Genomic DNA, 14,905 nt, shown 5'->3' on the forward strand with positions numbered 1-14,905 from the left:
AGGCCTCACGCGGCAATGCCGGCCATCATCAGGCCGAGGGTCTGTTCACCGGCATCGGGCGTCTTCTCGCCGACGATATGGCCGGCAAACATGACAAGGATACGGTCTGAAAGGGAGCGGATTTCATCGAGTTCGACGGAGACGAGCAGGATCGCCTTGCCCGCGTCACGCATTTCGATAATCCGGCGGTGGATGAATTCGATGGCGCCGATATCGACGCCGCGTGTCGGCTGGCCAATGATCAGTATCTTCGGATCGCGTTCGATCTCACGGGCAACGACGATCTTCTGCTGGTTGCCGCCGGAGAAATTCGCCGTCTTCAGCCGCGGGTTCGGCGGGCGGATATCGTATTTTTCGATCTTTTCCATTGCATCCTTGCGGATCGCATCGAGATCGAGCAGCGGGCCTTTGCTGTAAGCCGGGCGGCGATGGTAGCCGAGCACGGAATTTTCATATTCCTCGAATTTCAGCACCAGGCCCATATGGTGGCGATCCTCGGGAATATGAGCGAGGCCGAGATCACGCAGGCGGGCGGGATCGGCCTTGTCGATCGTCTGACCGTCGAGAAGAATTTCACCGGAGGTCGGCTTGCGGATGCCGGCAATCGCCTCCAGCAATTCGGACTGGCCATTACCGGCGACACCGGCGATGCCGACGATCTCACCGGCGCGCACGTCGAAGGAGACGTTGTCGACCATGGTGACGCCGCGATTATCCTTGACCGTGAGGTTGCGGACGGACAGCACGGCGGCTTGCGGGTTCGCCTCGCCCTTCTGCACGCGCAGCAGCACGCGGCGGCCGACCATCAGCTCGGCCAGTTCCTCCACCGTCGTCTCCGACGTCTTGCGGGTCGCGACCATTTCGCCGCGGCGCATGACCGAGACCGTATCGGTGATTGCCATGATCTCGCGGAGCTTGTGGGTGATGAGGATGATGGTCTTGCCCTGATCGCGCAGCACCTTGAGGATGCGGAAAAGGTGATCGGCCTCGGCCGGGGTCAACACGCCTGTGGGCTCGTCGAGGATCAGGATCTCGGCGCCGCGATACATGGCTTTCAGGATCTCGACACGCTGCTGCAGGCCGACCGGGAGTTCCTCGATCAGCGTGTCGGGATCGACCTCCAGGCCATATTCCGTTTCCAGCCGCTTGAGCTCGGCGCGGGCCGAGGCAACACCCTTGGCCAGCAACATGCCGCCTTCGGCGCCAAGCATGATGTTCTCGAGCACCGTGAAATTGTCGACCAGCATGAAATGCTGGTGCACCATGCCGATGCCGGTGGCGATCGCCGCCTGGCTGTCACGGATGGTGACGGGATTGCCGTTGACGCGGATCTCGCCGCTGTCGGCATGGTAGAAACCATAGATGATCGACATCAAGGTCGATTTGCCGGCGCCGTTTTCGCCGATGATGCCGTGGATCGTCCCCTTGGCAACGGTGAGGTTGATGTCCTTGTTGGCGTGGACGGCACCGAATTTCTTGTCGATGCCGACAAGCTCGATAGCGGGCTTATCTGTCACTGCAGACTCCAAATAAGAAAAGGGCGTATGGCGAAAGTCCCCTCCGCCATACGCCCGATCTCAATCGTCGATCACATTCGGGCGAGGATCACTTCGGGCAAGCGTTGTCCGAGGTGTAATCGTGAACCTTGATGGTTCCCGCAATGATGTCGGCCTTGGCCTTGTCGACGGCAGCCTGCATTTCCGGCGTGATCAGCGACTTGTTGTGCTCATCGATCGCCGCGCCAACACCGTCTTCCTTGACGCCGAGCGCCTGGACGCCACCGGTGAACTTGTCGTTCTTGGTGTCGTTATAAGCATTGTAGACGGCGAGGTCGACGCGCTTGACCATCGAGGTCAGGACCGAGCCCGGATGCAGGTAGTTCTGGTTGGAGTCGACGCCGATCGACAGCTTCTTGTTGTCGGCGGCCGTCTGCAGAACGCCGAGACCGGTGGCACCAGCTGCCGCGTAAACGACGTCAGCGCCCTGGTCGATCTGGTTCTTGGTGAGCTCACCGCCGCGGACCGGGTCGTTCCAGGCAGCGCCCGTGGTGCCGGTCATGTTCTGGAAGACTTCGATATCGGCCTTGACGGAGCGTGCGCCCTGCTCGTAGCCGCATTCGAACTTGCGGATCAGCGGAATGTCCATGCCGCCGACGAAGCCGACCTTGCCTGACTTCGACGCCATGCCGGCGAGAACGCCGACGAGGTAGGAGCCTTCTTCTTCCTTGTAGACAACCGAGCGGACGTTCGGCTTGTCGACGACGGAGTCAACGATGATGAACTTGGTATCCGGGAATTCGGCTGCAACCTTCTCGATGGCCGAAGTCCAGGCGAAGGAAACAGCAACCACCGGATTGAAACCGCGGCTTGCGAAATTGCGGATGGCCTGTTCACCCTGGGTATCGCCCGTCGGCTCGAAGTCGCGATAGGCAATGCCCGTCTCGGCCTTGAACTTCTCGGCACCGTTATAGGCCGCCTCGTTAAAGGACTTATCGAACTTCCCGCCGGTGCCGTAAACCAGCGCCGGCTTGACATCGGCGGCAAGCGCCGTCGTCGACATGGCAGCCACGGCAAAGAGAGTGAGAAGGGATTTTTTCATTGTGCAGCCCTGTTGTTGCTATTCGTTAGGGGTCCTCCCGCAAGCCCTTTCCGGGCATGTCTGCGGAACCACCGACCTCCCCCCGGAGGCCTGGCTGCGCGCATCCTTGCATGGCTCACGGAAAAATTCACCAGAAATTTTTCAGCTGGTAAAGATTTGCAGCGATTGCCGAAAATCAGCTCTTCGGGGCTGATTTTTGGACATTCCTTGCATCAGAATGCGGATTTTCTAGCCAATCCAACGGCAGATACCGAGGTCGAAGAGCTGGCGATGCCCAACGGGATTTCCCGCCGGATCGTGTCGGTAAAACCACCTTGCTATGCGGTGAAGCGACCGGCCACCGGCGGCTTCTTGTAGCCGATCATCCACAGAAGCAGCGCGATCACCAGGAAAACGGCAAAGGCCGGCTGGAGCATCAGCCACTGGAAGATCAAGGTGTAGAAACGCGGGTGGATATAATAGGAAAGGGAGGATTGCAGCGACGTAAGGGTTGTCGGACTCACATCCTGCCAGGCATCGGAGATCGGCGTCATCACCACGGAGGACGCCGCAACCGACTGGATCGAATCGATGGTCCCGGCAATAACCGCCGCCGCAAGCGCGACAAGACTCGCCAGACGCAACAGGAAACGCATCAATTCCTCCGACGCTCGATATGCCGGACAATTCCGGCCGGCCGCGCCATTCTCCACCTTAGAGAATTACATAGTCGTCGATGAGGTGAAGCACAATGGAGTGGCCGAGGCGAGTTTTATCGGAAGAAGTCAAAAAACTGTTAGATTTCGGTTGATCGACAAAAATTCATCGGTATATATCGCGCCGTTCCGACGATTTGCTCCTATCCGGGCGCGAACGCCAAAAAAGGACAGGTGGCCGAGTGGTTTAAGGCGCACGCCTGGAACGCGTGTGTACGTGAAAGCGTACCGTGGGTTCGAATCCCACCCTGTCCGCCATATCCCTCATTTTCAATATTGATTCAAACCGTATCGAGAGCGGGACGCGGAAGCGTTGTGGCGGCACGCTTCGCTGGAACAAGCCGGTCGTCCGCATATTCTCAAGGGCGCTGAAGCAGGGCGCGTCCAATCGGCTTCGGATTCTCGCTGCGCAACACGAGAGATGTCGTCACGGCCCCAAAACGCGCGATCGTGTCAACGATCGTTTCCAGCTCTCCCGGCGACGGAACCAGCACCTTCAAAAGGAAACAGTCCTCTCCGGTGAGGCGCAATACTTCCATGACCTGCGGCATCTCCGCGAACTGTTTCAGGCAGGCTTTGATATGCTCATGCGTCGTGCGCAGGCGAAGCACAGCCGTCATTCCAATTCCCAAAGCGGTGGGGTCGATACGGGCGGAGTAACCGACAATGATGCCGCGGTCTTCCAGCCGCTTGACCCGTTCTGATGCTGCCGGCTGAGAGAGCCCGACCCTTCGACCGAGTTCGGAAATCGCAATGCGGCCATTTTCCTGCATCGCTTCGATAATGGCGATATCGGTTGGATCGAGCAGTACCCGATTGTTTTCCTGAAAAGCCATGGGATCACCTTGAAATCATCGGAGAGAGACGCGGTTTTCCGATGATCATTCATTCCGAAGCAAATGAAAATGCATCATTTTCACCTGCACGGACGATCAGAGGAAAAGACATGAAGGACATCATCATATTGCCGGGGATTGGCGGTTCGGGCGAGGCTCATTGGCAAACACGCTGGGAAAAGTCGAACCCGGAAATGCGACGTTTTCAACCAGCCGATTGGGAAAAACCCGATCTGGCGGACTGGATTTCAGCCCTGGAGCGCGCCGTCGGCGCATCGGCAACCCCTCCCCTGCTGGTCGCCCACAGCCTTGCCTGTCTGCTGGTCGCTCATTGGCAGCAGGCTTCTTCGCTTGCCGTTGCCGGAGCATTTCTTGTGGCGGTCCCGGATCCGCAGTCCGCGTCATTCCCTGAGGAGGCTGCCGGATTCGCCGATCCGCCGCCGCAAAAGATGCGCTTCCCCACTCTGATCATCGCAAGCGCCGATGATCCTTTCGGCACGCTCGATCATGCCCATGCGCGAGCGGATCTGTGGGGCAGCGGTCTTGTCGCGATCGGTCCTTTCGGCCATATCAACGGGCAAAGCGGCCTTGAGGAGTGGGGCCAGGGAAAGGCCTTGCTGACGGCGTTTTCCGCCGGATTGGCAAAATCTGATCGGCCTTGATCTTGTTTTCGAGTTCACGATCAAATGGCCCAAACAGGCCTTGCATGTGCTCGACGTGTCGGGACGGAGCAACGAAATGCCCCGCTCGCAAGCGTGCGTTCGGGGCTCGTCGAACCCGTCGCTCCGGCGGCGCGGCGAGGTTCAAAGCGTCGAAAGATTCCTGATTTTTTACCATGCGAGTTCACCGCGTCTTTGCACGTTTGGGTTTACCTTCTGCCAAATTTAAAAAAACAGAGGTAAAACAGGTGGAAGAACTTTCGGTAAAGTCGAAGATCATCAAATCCGTCTATTTCAGCCAGGACGACGGGCGGCTCAGGATTTGTTTCAAGAATGGCGAGGAGCGTCTGTTCGAAGGTGTTCCCTCCTCGGAAGCGCATGCGATGACGGTGGCGCCGTCTCCCGGCCATTATTATCTCGACCGGATCAGAACCCGGTTTCGCAGACTGGCAGCCTGAAAATTCGAGCGGTAGCGCCCGGTACGCATTGCGGGGCTGCGCGAGATCGGGACGAGGCCGGTGGATATTAACCGGTTGTTAGCCCTCGATATCATCTGAGTTGGATCGCCCTTGCCGGAAAGCGCCAACGTGTCGGCGCTGCCGGCCTGTTCAAGGTCGGCCAGCCGGGAGGCTCGGCGGCGGACCCCAGCCAGGAAGTCGAGCCTCCCCGTCACGGGTGCTCGTTGTGTGCGTGATGACGAAGCGCATGAGCGGCTCGCGGACGCCGCCATGCTCTGCTTGTCTGATTGAGATGACCCCGGGCCGGTTGCGACCCTAATCGTCCCCCGAACTAACGAATTGGGGCTAATCCTGTGAAAAACCCGAATTGTCGCATCCGGACTCGACAATGCTTTATTAGCATGATTGCATAAATCGGGATAAAGACGGGGGTAATGATGTTCGAGAATCTGCTTGAGATGCAGGAGCGTGGCGCACGGGACCGTGCGCGTGGCCGCAGTCTGGCCGACAATCCGATGTCGAAGCCGGATATCCTGCCGATCACCGATTTTCAGGAATGGTACTCGATGTTCGACGCCTGGCGCTTCGGTTGGTCGATCGAGGATGCGATGGCGGGGCACATCAATATGCCCCGGGATGGCGGCACATTGGCCCAGACCTACACCAGAACGGTCTGATCGATCCTGTCCTCGGCGCCGAAGAATTTCAGGTAGCGCTCGACCTCGGCCGGTTCGCCGGTCGCCTTCTGCGGATTGTCGGAGAGCTTCACCGCCGGCCGGCCGTTGGCGTCGCTGACCTTGCAAACGACGGAGATCGGGTTGAGGCCGGAGATCTCGATCGGCGCGCAGCCGGAAAAATCGTTCGTCAGGTTGGTGCCCCAGCCGAAGCTCATGCGCACGCGGCCTTCAAAATGCCGGTAGGTATCGATGATGGCGTCGACATCGAGGCCGTCGGAGAAGATCAGCAGCTTCTGGCGCGGATCGCGGCCCATCTTCTTCCACCAGTCGATAATCTTCTCGCCGCCTTCGATCGGCGGGGCACTGTCCGGGCGGAAACCGGTCCAGTCGGCGACCCATTCCGGCGCATCGCGCAGGAAGGCGGCGGTGCCAAAGGCATCGGGCAGCACGATCAGGAGATTGCCGCCATAGAGCTTGTTCCAGTCGCGCAGGATCTTGTAGGGTGCGTTGCGCAACTGCTCGTCGGTTTCGGCAAGGGCGGCGGCCACCATCGGCAGCTCGTGAGCGTTGGTGCCGACCGCCTCGAGATCGGAATCCATAGCCAGCAATACGTTGCTGGTACCGGCAAAAGCAGGCCCGATGCCTTCCTTCAGTGCCTCGACGCACCAGCGCTGCCAGAGGAAACTGTGACGGCGGCGGGTGCCGAAATCGGAGATCCGTAAGCCCGGCAATTCCTTCAGCCGCTCGACCTTCGACCACATCTTCGCCTTGGCCCTGGCATAGAGCACATCGAGGGTGAAGGGTCCGAGCGCCTTCATCGCCGAGCGCGACCGCAGCTCGTTGACGATTGCAAGCGCCGGGATTTCCCACATGGTGGTTTCCTTCCACGATCCGTGGAAATCCAGCACATATTGGCCGTCCTTCTTCGACAGCTCGTATTCGGGCAACTGGAAATTGGAAAGCCAGGCGAGGAATTCCGGTTCGAAAATCTGGGCGCGACCATAGAAGCTGTTACCCGCAAGCCAGATCATCTCCTTCTTGGAGAGTCTCAGCGTGCGGGCATGATCGAGCTGCTCGCGCAATTCGCCTTCATCGAGCTCCTCGGCGAGACGCACCCGTTTGGTGCGGTTAATGAGGGTGAAGGACGCGTTCACGTCAGGATAGAGCTTCCAGATCATCTGCAGCATCAGGAGCTTATAGAAGTCGGTATCGATCAGGCTGCGGATGATCGGATCGAGTTTCCAGGCGTGATTGTAGACGCGTCTTGCGATATCAGTCCTGGCCATGAAATTCCTGCCCCTGTCCACTCCGGTCAGGTGCTGCCAAATTCCCGGGTATTGCCAAGTTCCGGGCCAGCGCACGAAACCGGCTCGTGTGCCTTCTTATCGAAAAATCGGCGGCTAAAGTCCAGACAAAACAATAAACGTCCCGCCGCAGTGTCACGGCGGGACGTGAACATGGTTTTGCTCACGATTATCGGGCCGGCGTTGCGGGCGCCACATTCGGAGCGGCCGGCGTGGTGTTCGGCGTTTCGGTTGGAACGGCAGTGCCGTTCTGTAGCGCCGGCGCGGCGGGCGGAGCAGGCTGCTGCGACTGAAGCTGCTGGCCTGGCTGCTGCGGCGCCACCTCGTTCGCTTCGCGCTTGCCCCAAATCTCGACCGGTATCCAAACCACGAAGGCAAGCACCAGCGCGACGATCAACACGGTCAGAATGCGATAACCCGTGCGTCCCTGCCTTGCCTTCACCGGCGGGATCAGCTCTTCCTTGTGAAGCTTGCCATCGGACTTTTCCCAGCGTGTTTCCGTCTGATGCGCCATCATCGTCTCCTTCCGCTGTCTTAACCGGCCTTGCCGGCCGCAAGAATTTCCGCAAAGGAAACGGGTGGCTGTCTGGAAGGTTCCGAAAGCTCAATAGCCGGCGGCGCGGTCGACCACGAATTGCAGCGGCTCGCCGCGCTCGAAACGGGCAATCTGCATCTCGACATGACGGAACAGCGCGTTTTCTTCGGAGACCGCCGCGTCGTGCGGCGTGAGGAAGACGTTCTGCAAGTCCCACAATGGGCTGTCTGATGCAAGCGGCTCCGCCTCGAAGACATCGAGGGAAGCGCCGCCGAGGGTGCCGTCGCGGACGGCGGAAACGATATCGGCCTCGACCTGGCTCTTGCCGCGGCCGGCATTGATGAAAACCGCTTGCCCGAGCGCGCCGTTGCGGCGCAGTTTGGCAAACAGCCCGGCGTCATAGAAGCCTGATGTTTCAGGCGTCAGCGGCAGCAGGCCGACGAGGATGTCGGTCCTTGCGAGGAAGTTGTCCAACTCGCTGGCATCGAAAGTTTCGACGCCGTCGATCTTTTTGCGGCTGCGCGACCAGCCGATAACGTTAAAACCCATCACCCTCAGCTTGGCGACCGCGTCCTGCCCGAGAATGCCGAGGCCCATGACGCCGACCGTCACCTCAGCCGCCTCCGGCGCGATCAGCTTGGCCCATTCACGTTGCCGCTGGTGGTTGTCATGGGCGTGTTGCCCGCGCAGATGCATCAGGCATTGCATGACAACCCATTCACTCATGCGTGTCGTCAGGCTGCGATCGACGAAGCGAACGATCGGGATGTCGGGCAGGCCGGCCATGCCGATGATGTGGTCGACGCCGGCGCCTCCCGAAAAGATTACCTTGAGGTTCGGCGCCCGCGCGAAAAGGTCGGCATCCGGTTTCCAGAGAAGCGCGTATTCGACCGCGCGGAGATCGCGGGCCTGATGGCCCGGATCGGCGAGATTGATGCTGCCCCGGTCGGCAAACGCCGTCTTCAGCACGCGGGCGACGCCTTCGGGATTGAACTTGATATCGACGAGAACGGGAGGACGGGCGGACATGATCTTCTTTACTGCTGCACGGCGAGCGTCGGCACCGCCTCGATGTTGAAAGCGGCCGCCATCAGCGCCCTGGTGTAATCATTCTTCGGCGCGCGGAAGATTTCCGAGGATGGTCCCTGCTCCACCACCTTGCCGAACCGCATGACGATGACGTCGTTGGCGAGCGCCTTCACCACCTTCAGATCGTGGCTGATGAAGAGATAGGCGAGGTCGTGCTTCTTCTGCAGATCGCGAAGGAGATCGACCACCTGCGCCTGGACGCTCATGTCGAGCGCGGAGGTCGGCTCGTCGAGCATGACGAAGCGCGGTTTCAGCACCATGGCCCGGGCGATGGCGATGCGCTGGCGCTGGCCGCCGGAGAATTCGTGCGGATAACGCCAGCGGGTCAGGGGATCCAGACCCACCTCCTCCAGCGCCCAGCAGACGCGCTGGTCGCGTTCTTCCGATGTCAGGGAGCGCTCATGCACCTTCAGCCCTTCGGCGACGATATCGCCGACCGACATGCGCGGGCTGAGCGATCCGTAGGGATCCTGGAAGACGACTTGCAGCTGGTTGCGCAGCGGCCGCATCTCACTGAACGAATAGCCGGCTATGTCCTTTCCGACGAAGGCGATCCGTCCTTCTGAGGAAATCAGCCGGGTGAGCGCCAGGCCGAGCGTGGTCTTGCCGGAGCCGGACTCGCCGACGACGCCGAGCGTCTGGCCGGCGCGCAGCGAAAGGTCGATGCCGTCGACCGCCTTAACGTGATCGACGATACGGCGCATCAGCCCTGATTTGATCGGGAACCAGACGCGGATATCCGACCCTTCCATCACCATCGGTTTCGACGGGTCGGCAAGCGGCGGCTCGCCGCGCGGCTCGGAGGCGAGAAGGTGCCGGGTATATTCATGCTTCGGATTAGCGAAGACGTCTTCGACCGTGCCGGTTTCGACGATCCTGCCCTTGGTCATGACGCAGACGCGATCGGCGAATTTGCGCACGATGCCGAGATCATGGGTGATGAACAGCATCGACATGCCGTGGACGGCCTTCAACTGCCGGAGCAATTCGAGGATCTGCGCCTGCACGGTGACGTCGAGGGCGGTGGTCGGCTCGTCGGCGATCAGCAATTCCGGCCGGTTGGCGAGCGCCATGGCGATCATCACGCGCTGGCGCTGGCCGCCTGACAGTTCGTGCGGATAGGCCTTCAACCGCTTCTCCGGCTCGCGGATACCGACCTGGTTCAGCAATTCCAGGACGCGCTGGCGCGCCGGCTGGCCGGTGAGGCCCTGGTGCAAGGCCAAGATCTCGGCGATCTGCTTCTCGATCGTATGAAGCGGATTGAGCGAGGTCATCGGCTCCTGGAAGATCATGGTGATGTCGTTGCCGCGCACTTCCCGCAGCGCCCGCTCCGACGCCTTCAGGAGGTCCTTGCCCTTGAAGAGGATTTCACCCGAGGGATGGCTTGCGGACGGATAAGGCAAAAGCCGCAGGATCGAATTGGCCGAGACCGATTTGCCGGAGCCGGACTCGCCGACGAGCGCCACGACCTCGCCTTTGGCGATATCGAAGGAGATATGATCGACGGCGAGCGAGGTCTCGCCGCCCTGATGAAAGGCAACCGAGAGATCGCGGACGGAAAGCAGCGGTTCTGACATGTCACTCATTGAAACGTCTTCCTCGGATCAAAGGCATCGCGCACGGCTTCGCCGATGAAGATCAGCAGGGAAAGCATGATCGACATGGCAAAGAAGGCCGTCAGCCCGAGCCATGGCGCCTGCAGATTGGTCTTGCCCTGCGCGATCATCTCGCCGAGCGAGGGGGAGCCCGGCGGCATGCCGAAGCCAAGGAAATCGAGCGACGTCAGGGTAGTGATCGAGCCGGAGAGGATGAAGGGCAGGAAGGTCAGCGTCGCGACCATGGCGTTCGGCAGCAGATGGCGCCACATGATGGTGCGATTGTTGACGCCGAGCGCGCGGGCGGCGCGGACATATTCGAAATTGCGGGCGCGCAGGAATTCGGCGCGCACGATGCCGACGAAGCCGACCCAGGAGAAGAGCAGCATGATGCCGAGCAGCACGAAGAAGCCGGGCGGCAGGAGTGCGGCGATGATCAGCAGGATGTAGAGCACCGGCATCGACGACCAGATCTCGATAAAGCGCTGTAACAGCAGATCGGTCCAGCCGCCAAAATAACCCTGCACAGCACCTGCCGTCACGCCGATGATCGCCGAGCAAATGGTCAGCACCAGGCCGAAGAGCACCGATATGCGGAAGCCGTAGATGACGCGCGCCAGCACGTCGCGCGCCTGGTCGTCAGTGCCGAGCCAGTTGAGATTGCCGAGGGTGCAATCCGGATCGTTCACCCCTTGCGGGTAGCCGGCGCAGCGCTCCTCCTTCGTCATCAGCCAGAAGGGGGCCGTGGGCGCCGAATGCGGAATGTTGGAATTGACCGAGCGGTAGGAATAGCGGATCGGCGGCCAGATCATCCAGCCATTGGCATTGATCTCGTCGGCAATGACCGAGGAACGATAGTCGGTTTCGGCCAGGAAGCCGCCGAATTTCTCCTCGGGATAGTCGATGAGGACCGGAAACAGGACCTCGCCCTTGTAGGAGGCAATGATCGGCCGGTCGTTGGCGATGAACTCGGCAAACAGGCTGAGGACGAACAGCAGCATGAACAGCCACAGCGACCAGTATCCACGGCCGTTTGCCCGGAAATTCTGCCAGCGGCGGATATTGGTCGGCGAGAGCAGGCCCTTGCGCGGCGGCTTGACGGGTGTTGCAACGGCGGGATTTGCGGCGGCGTCCATCAGACATCCCTCCGCTCGAAATCGATGCGCGGATCGATCCAGGTGTAGATCAGGTCGGAAACCAGGCTGACGACGAGGCCGAGCAGCGAGAAGATGTAGAGCGTGGCAAAGACGATCGGGTAATCCCGGTTGATGACCGAGAGATAGCCGAGACGGCCGAGGCCATCCAGCGAGAAGATGTTTTCGATCAGCAGCGAGCCGGTGAAGAAAGCGGAAATAAAGGCGCCGGGAAAACCGGCAATGATGATCAGCATGGCGTTGCGAAAGACATGGCCATAGAGCACCTGCCGCTGGTTCAGGCCCTTGGCGCGGGCGGTGACGACATATTGCTTCTTGATCTCCTCGATGAAGGAATTCTTGGTCAAAAGCGTCGTCGTCGCAAAGGCCGACAGGGAAAGCGAGATCAGCGGCAAGGTGAGGTGCCAGAAATAGTCGAGCGGCTTCTGCCACCAGGCCAGCTGGTCGAAATTGTCGGAGACCAGGCCGCGCAGCGGAAACCAGTCGTAGAAGGAGCCGCCAGCAAACAGCACGATCAGGAGAATGCCGAAGAGGAAGCTCGGGACAGCATAGCCGACGACGATGACGCCCGACGTCCAGACATCGAAGGTCGATCCATCCTTGATCGCTTTGCGGATGCCGAGCGGGATGGAGATGGCATAGGAGAAGATCAGGATCCAGATGCCGAGCGAGATCGACACCGGCAGCTTTTCTTTGACGAGTTCGAGCACGGAGGTGTTGCGGAAGAAACTCTCGCCGAAATCGAAGCGGATGTAATTCCACATCATCTCGCCGAAACGCGTCAGTGGCGGCTTGTCGAAGCCGAATTGCTTTTCAAGCTTGGCGATCAGTTCCGGATCGAGCCCCTGGGCACCGCGATATTTCGAGCCTTCGTCGCTGCCGCCGCCGCTGAGGAGATCGCCGCCGCCGGACAGGCGCTGGTCGGCACTGTCGGCCTGACCGGTCAATTGGGCGATCACCTGCTCGACAGGACCGCCGGGGGCGAACTGAATGACGGTGAAGGAAATCGCCATAATGCCGACGATGGTCGGGATCATCAGAAGCAGGCGGCGAAGGATATAGGCGCCCATCAGCCTTCAGCCTCCGGGAATGTTCTTCTTGTCTGCCTGCCGTCCAGTCTCATGCCGCTCAATCCGCCAGCCTTCCCTTGCCGGCCCTGCCGGCTTGTCGTGATTCGCTCGCGCCATTTGGAGCCGAGGGCCCCTGCATTGCAAGCCCGCTCATTTTGCCGAGGTGGACCACCAGGCATCAGGGAAGCCAAGGCTGTACGCCGGAAACTCGGCCGGATGCGTGACCGTGTTCCAATAGGTGATGTTATAGGTATCACGGTAGAACAGCGGGATGACGTAGTGATTTGCAAGCAAGACCCGGTCCATCGCCTTGATCGCTGCGACCTGTTCATCGCGGTTCGGCGCGAAGATGATCATGCGAATGAGCTCATCAACGGCGGGGTTGGCTATGCCGGCATAATTGCGAGAACCCTGTTGGTTGACGGAACCGGATCCCCAATAGTCGGCTTGTTCGTTGCCCGGATTCATGGTCTCCGCCCAGACATTCCAGATCATATCGAAGTCGAAGCTGCGCTCGCGATTGACAGCTTGCGAGGCGTCGACTGTTCGCACCCGCGCATCGATACCGATTTTCCTGAGATTGTTTGCATATGGCACCGCCCAGCGCTCCAGCATGGGGCTCGACAACAGGATCTCGAAACTCATCGGCTGGCCAGTCTTGGTATTGACCATCCGGTTGCCCTTGAGCTCCCAGCCGGCTTCTTTCAGAAGTGCAATCGCCTTGCGGAGGTTGTCGCGACTCTTCTGCGGATCGCCGCCGACAGGGTTGGTATAGGGCGTCGTGAAGACTTCGGGCGGAACCTTATCCTTCATGCCCAGCAGAATTTCCAGTTCTCTACCCTGTGGAAGACCGGAGGAGGCGAGCTCGGTATTCCAGAAATAACTGTCGATGCGTTTGTAACTGTTAAAGGCAACGGTGCGATTCAACTCTTCGAAATCGAAGCCGTAGTTCAGGGCCTCGCGAACTCGCTCGTCCTTAAACAGGTCACGACGCATGTTGGGCACCAGCGCTTGTAGGATACCGGTGGCGCGTAACGGGTTAGCAACCTCTTCCTTCTTGACGCGTCCTTCCTTCACCGCGGGAAAATCATACCCTGTCGCCCACCGGGCAGCCGTTGTCTCCTGCCAGTAGTCACTATTACCAGCGCGAAACGCTTCGAACTCGACATCCCGATCACCGAAATAGGTGTAGATGATGTTGCGGAAATTGTTCTGGCCGACATTTACATTGAGATCCTTGCCCCAATAGTCGTCACGTAATTCATAGCGGATTGTCGCGCCGGGCGAGAAGGAAGCAATCTTGTAAGGTCCCGAACCCATCACGGGCTCGAGCGTCGTCTTTGAGATATCGCGTGGCTTGCCGTCCGGTCCCTGCCCCTCCCACCAATGTTTCGGCACGACCACCAACTGGCCGAGAATATTCGGGAGCTCCCGGTTGTTCTTTTCGTCGAAGGTGAAGGTGACGTCGCGATCGCCGGTCTTTTCGGCTTTCACCACGTGGCGGTAATAGTTCGCCGTGAGGGGGTTTAATTCCTTCGTCTTATCCAGACTGAAGATGACGTCTTCGGGTATTACCGGCTGACCATCCGCCCATTTCGCTTCCTTGCGCAGGCGGAAAGTCGCGCTCGATACGTCTGCGGGAAAAGACAGTCCCTCGGCAAGCAGACCGTAGGAGACGAGGAGCTCGTCGTCGGCGGGCTTCATCAGCGTGTCGTAAACGAGCGTCAAGCCCACCGCCGCCTGACCTTTGGCAAGCAATGGGTTGAAGGTGTCGAAGGCGCCGCTTGCGGAGAGGCGCAGGCCTCCGCCTTTCGGTGCATCGGGATTGACGTAGTCGAAATGCGTAAAGCCCGGCTTGTACTTCATCTCGCTGATGACCGAGCTTCCGATCTGAAAGGACTGGTCCTGACCCGTTGCCGGCATCGGCGCCAGAGCGCCCGCAAGCGACAGAAACAAACCGATCTTCGACCACAGAACTGCCATTCACGCTTTCCCCTGATTATTGATGGGTTCGACAATACGAAAAATACGGGCGAAAAACAGGAGAGAGTTTGGTTTTTGCCGGGCGCGCGAAATTTTGAGCATCGGCTGGTGTCGGGGTGTCGCCTCTTCGGGCGCCTTGGCAGCATGCGGCGATCCGTCACCGCTTCCCTCGATGGCGGCTGGCCAAAACATCGATTCACCAAAATCGCTTTTCACGATAGATTCGATCGCAAATCACTTCGGCAGCGGCTC

The 14,905-nt window shown here is 59.7% G+C and carries 15 protein-coding genes and 1 tRNA gene; 4 read left to right on the top strand and 12 right to left on the bottom strand.

Annotation, left to right across the window (positions count from 1 at the left end; genetic code table 11):
• Positions 1-5: 5 nt before the first annotated feature.
• The 3 genes from AC1D1Z_RS01215 to AC1D1Z_RS01225 all read right to left on the bottom strand — a co-directional run bounded on the left by AC1D1Z_RS01215 (position 6) and on the right by AC1D1Z_RS01225 (position 3,233).
• The gene (locus AC1D1Z_RS01215) at positions 6-1,517 is read right to left on the bottom strand and encodes an ABC transporter ATP-binding protein (RefSeq protein WP_020493415.1); all 1,512 of its coding nucleotides are present in this window, start codon (positions 1,515-1,517) and stop codon (positions 6-8) included.
• 88 nt (positions 1,518-1,605) lie between these two features.
• Positions 1,606-2,598 carry a BMP family lipoprotein gene (locus AC1D1Z_RS01220; protein WP_018070332.1) on the bottom strand — a complete coding sequence of 331 codons (993 nt, stop codon included), beginning with the start codon at positions 2,596-2,598 and terminating at the stop codon, positions 1,606-1,608.
• Between the two features lie 317 nt (positions 2,599-2,915).
• The gene (locus AC1D1Z_RS01225; protein WP_003544459.1) at positions 2,916-3,233 is read right to left on the bottom strand and encodes a hypothetical protein; all 318 of its coding nucleotides are present in this window, start codon (positions 3,231-3,233) and stop codon (positions 2,916-2,918) included.
• A gap of 228 nt (positions 3,234-3,461) precedes the next feature.
• Here AC1D1Z_RS01225 and AC1D1Z_RS01230 point away from each other — a divergent pair.
• Positions 3,462-3,551, top strand: a tRNA-Ser gene (locus AC1D1Z_RS01230).
• A 101-nt stretch (positions 3,552-3,652) separates the two neighbouring features.
• Here AC1D1Z_RS01230 and AC1D1Z_RS01235 read toward each other — a convergent pair.
• Positions 3,653-4,129 (bottom strand): Lrp/AsnC family transcriptional regulator, encoded by a 477-nt coding sequence (locus AC1D1Z_RS01235; protein ID WP_018447980.1) that lies wholly within the window; start codon positions 4,127-4,129, stop codon positions 3,653-3,655.
• A gap of 41 nt (positions 4,130-4,170) precedes the next feature.
• Between AC1D1Z_RS01235 and AC1D1Z_RS01240 the strand changes: the two genes are divergently transcribed.
• The 3 genes from AC1D1Z_RS01240 to AC1D1Z_RS01250 all read left to right on the top strand — a co-directional run bounded on the left by AC1D1Z_RS01240 (position 4,171) and on the right by AC1D1Z_RS01250 (position 5,923).
• Positions 4,171-4,791: an RBBP9/YdeN family alpha/beta hydrolase gene (locus tag AC1D1Z_RS01240; protein WP_026230916.1), complete on the top strand. Its 621-nt coding sequence runs from the start codon at positions 4,171-4,173 to the stop codon at positions 4,789-4,791.
• Between the two features lie 245 nt (positions 4,792-5,036).
• Entirely contained in the window at positions 5,037-5,246 is a 210-nt protein-coding gene (locus AC1D1Z_RS01245) for a KTSC domain-containing protein (RefSeq protein ID WP_003589248.1), read from the top strand.
• Between the two features lie 437 nt (positions 5,247-5,683).
• Complete coding sequence (locus AC1D1Z_RS01250) at positions 5,684-5,923, top strand: CrpP-related protein (RefSeq protein ID WP_018244322.1); 240 nt, start codon at positions 5,684-5,686, stop codon at positions 5,921-5,923.
• Here AC1D1Z_RS01250 and pncB read toward each other — a convergent pair.
• The 8 genes from pncB to AC1D1Z_RS01290 all read right to left on the bottom strand — a co-directional run bounded on the left by pncB (position 5,905) and on the right by AC1D1Z_RS01290 (position 14,869).
• Positions 5,905-7,209, bottom strand: coding sequence for a nicotinate phosphoribosyltransferase (pncB, locus tag AC1D1Z_RS01255; RefSeq protein ID WP_011650004.1), 1,305 nt, complete (start codon positions 7,207-7,209; stop codon positions 5,905-5,907). The two genes, AC1D1Z_RS01250 and pncB, sit on opposite strands and share 19 nt — an antisense overlap.
• A gap of 187 nt (positions 7,210-7,396) precedes the next feature.
• Entirely contained in the window at positions 7,397-7,744 is a 348-nt protein-coding gene (locus AC1D1Z_RS01260; RefSeq protein WP_026230918.1) for a hypothetical protein, read from the bottom strand.
• A gap of 87 nt (positions 7,745-7,831) precedes the next feature.
• Complete coding sequence (locus AC1D1Z_RS01265; RefSeq protein WP_131605409.1) at positions 7,832-8,791, bottom strand: 2-hydroxyacid dehydrogenase; 960 nt, start codon at positions 8,789-8,791, stop codon at positions 7,832-7,834.
• 8 nt (positions 8,792-8,799) lie between these two features.
• Positions 8,800-10,437 carry an ABC transporter ATP-binding protein gene (locus AC1D1Z_RS01270; protein ID WP_113541792.1) on the bottom strand — a complete coding sequence of 546 codons (1,638 nt, stop codon included), beginning with the start codon at positions 10,435-10,437 and terminating at the stop codon, positions 8,800-8,802.
• Positions 10,434-11,582 carry an ABC transporter permease gene (locus AC1D1Z_RS01275; protein WP_018244317.1) on the bottom strand — a complete coding sequence of 383 codons (1,149 nt, stop codon included), beginning with the start codon at positions 11,580-11,582 and terminating at the stop codon, positions 10,434-10,436. Before AC1D1Z_RS01275 ends, AC1D1Z_RS01270 begins: the two co-directional genes overlap by 4 nt.
• Entirely contained in the window at positions 11,582-12,670 is a 1,089-nt protein-coding gene (locus AC1D1Z_RS01280; RefSeq protein WP_018244316.1) for a microcin C ABC transporter permease YejB, read from the bottom strand. The genes AC1D1Z_RS01275 and AC1D1Z_RS01280 overlap by 1 nt, the downstream gene beginning before the upstream one ends.
• A gap of 150 nt (positions 12,671-12,820) precedes the next feature.
• Complete coding sequence (locus AC1D1Z_RS01285; RefSeq protein WP_477849229.1) at positions 12,821-14,653, bottom strand: extracellular solute-binding protein; 1,833 nt, start codon at positions 14,651-14,653, stop codon at positions 12,821-12,823.
• Positions 14,654-14,869: a hypothetical protein gene (locus AC1D1Z_RS01290; RefSeq protein ID WP_047617556.1), complete on the bottom strand. Its 216-nt coding sequence runs from the start codon at positions 14,867-14,869 to the stop codon at positions 14,654-14,656.
• Positions 14,870-14,905 lie beyond the last annotated feature (36 nt).

The organism is Rhizobium sp. P1_E1 (assembly GCF_056406015.1).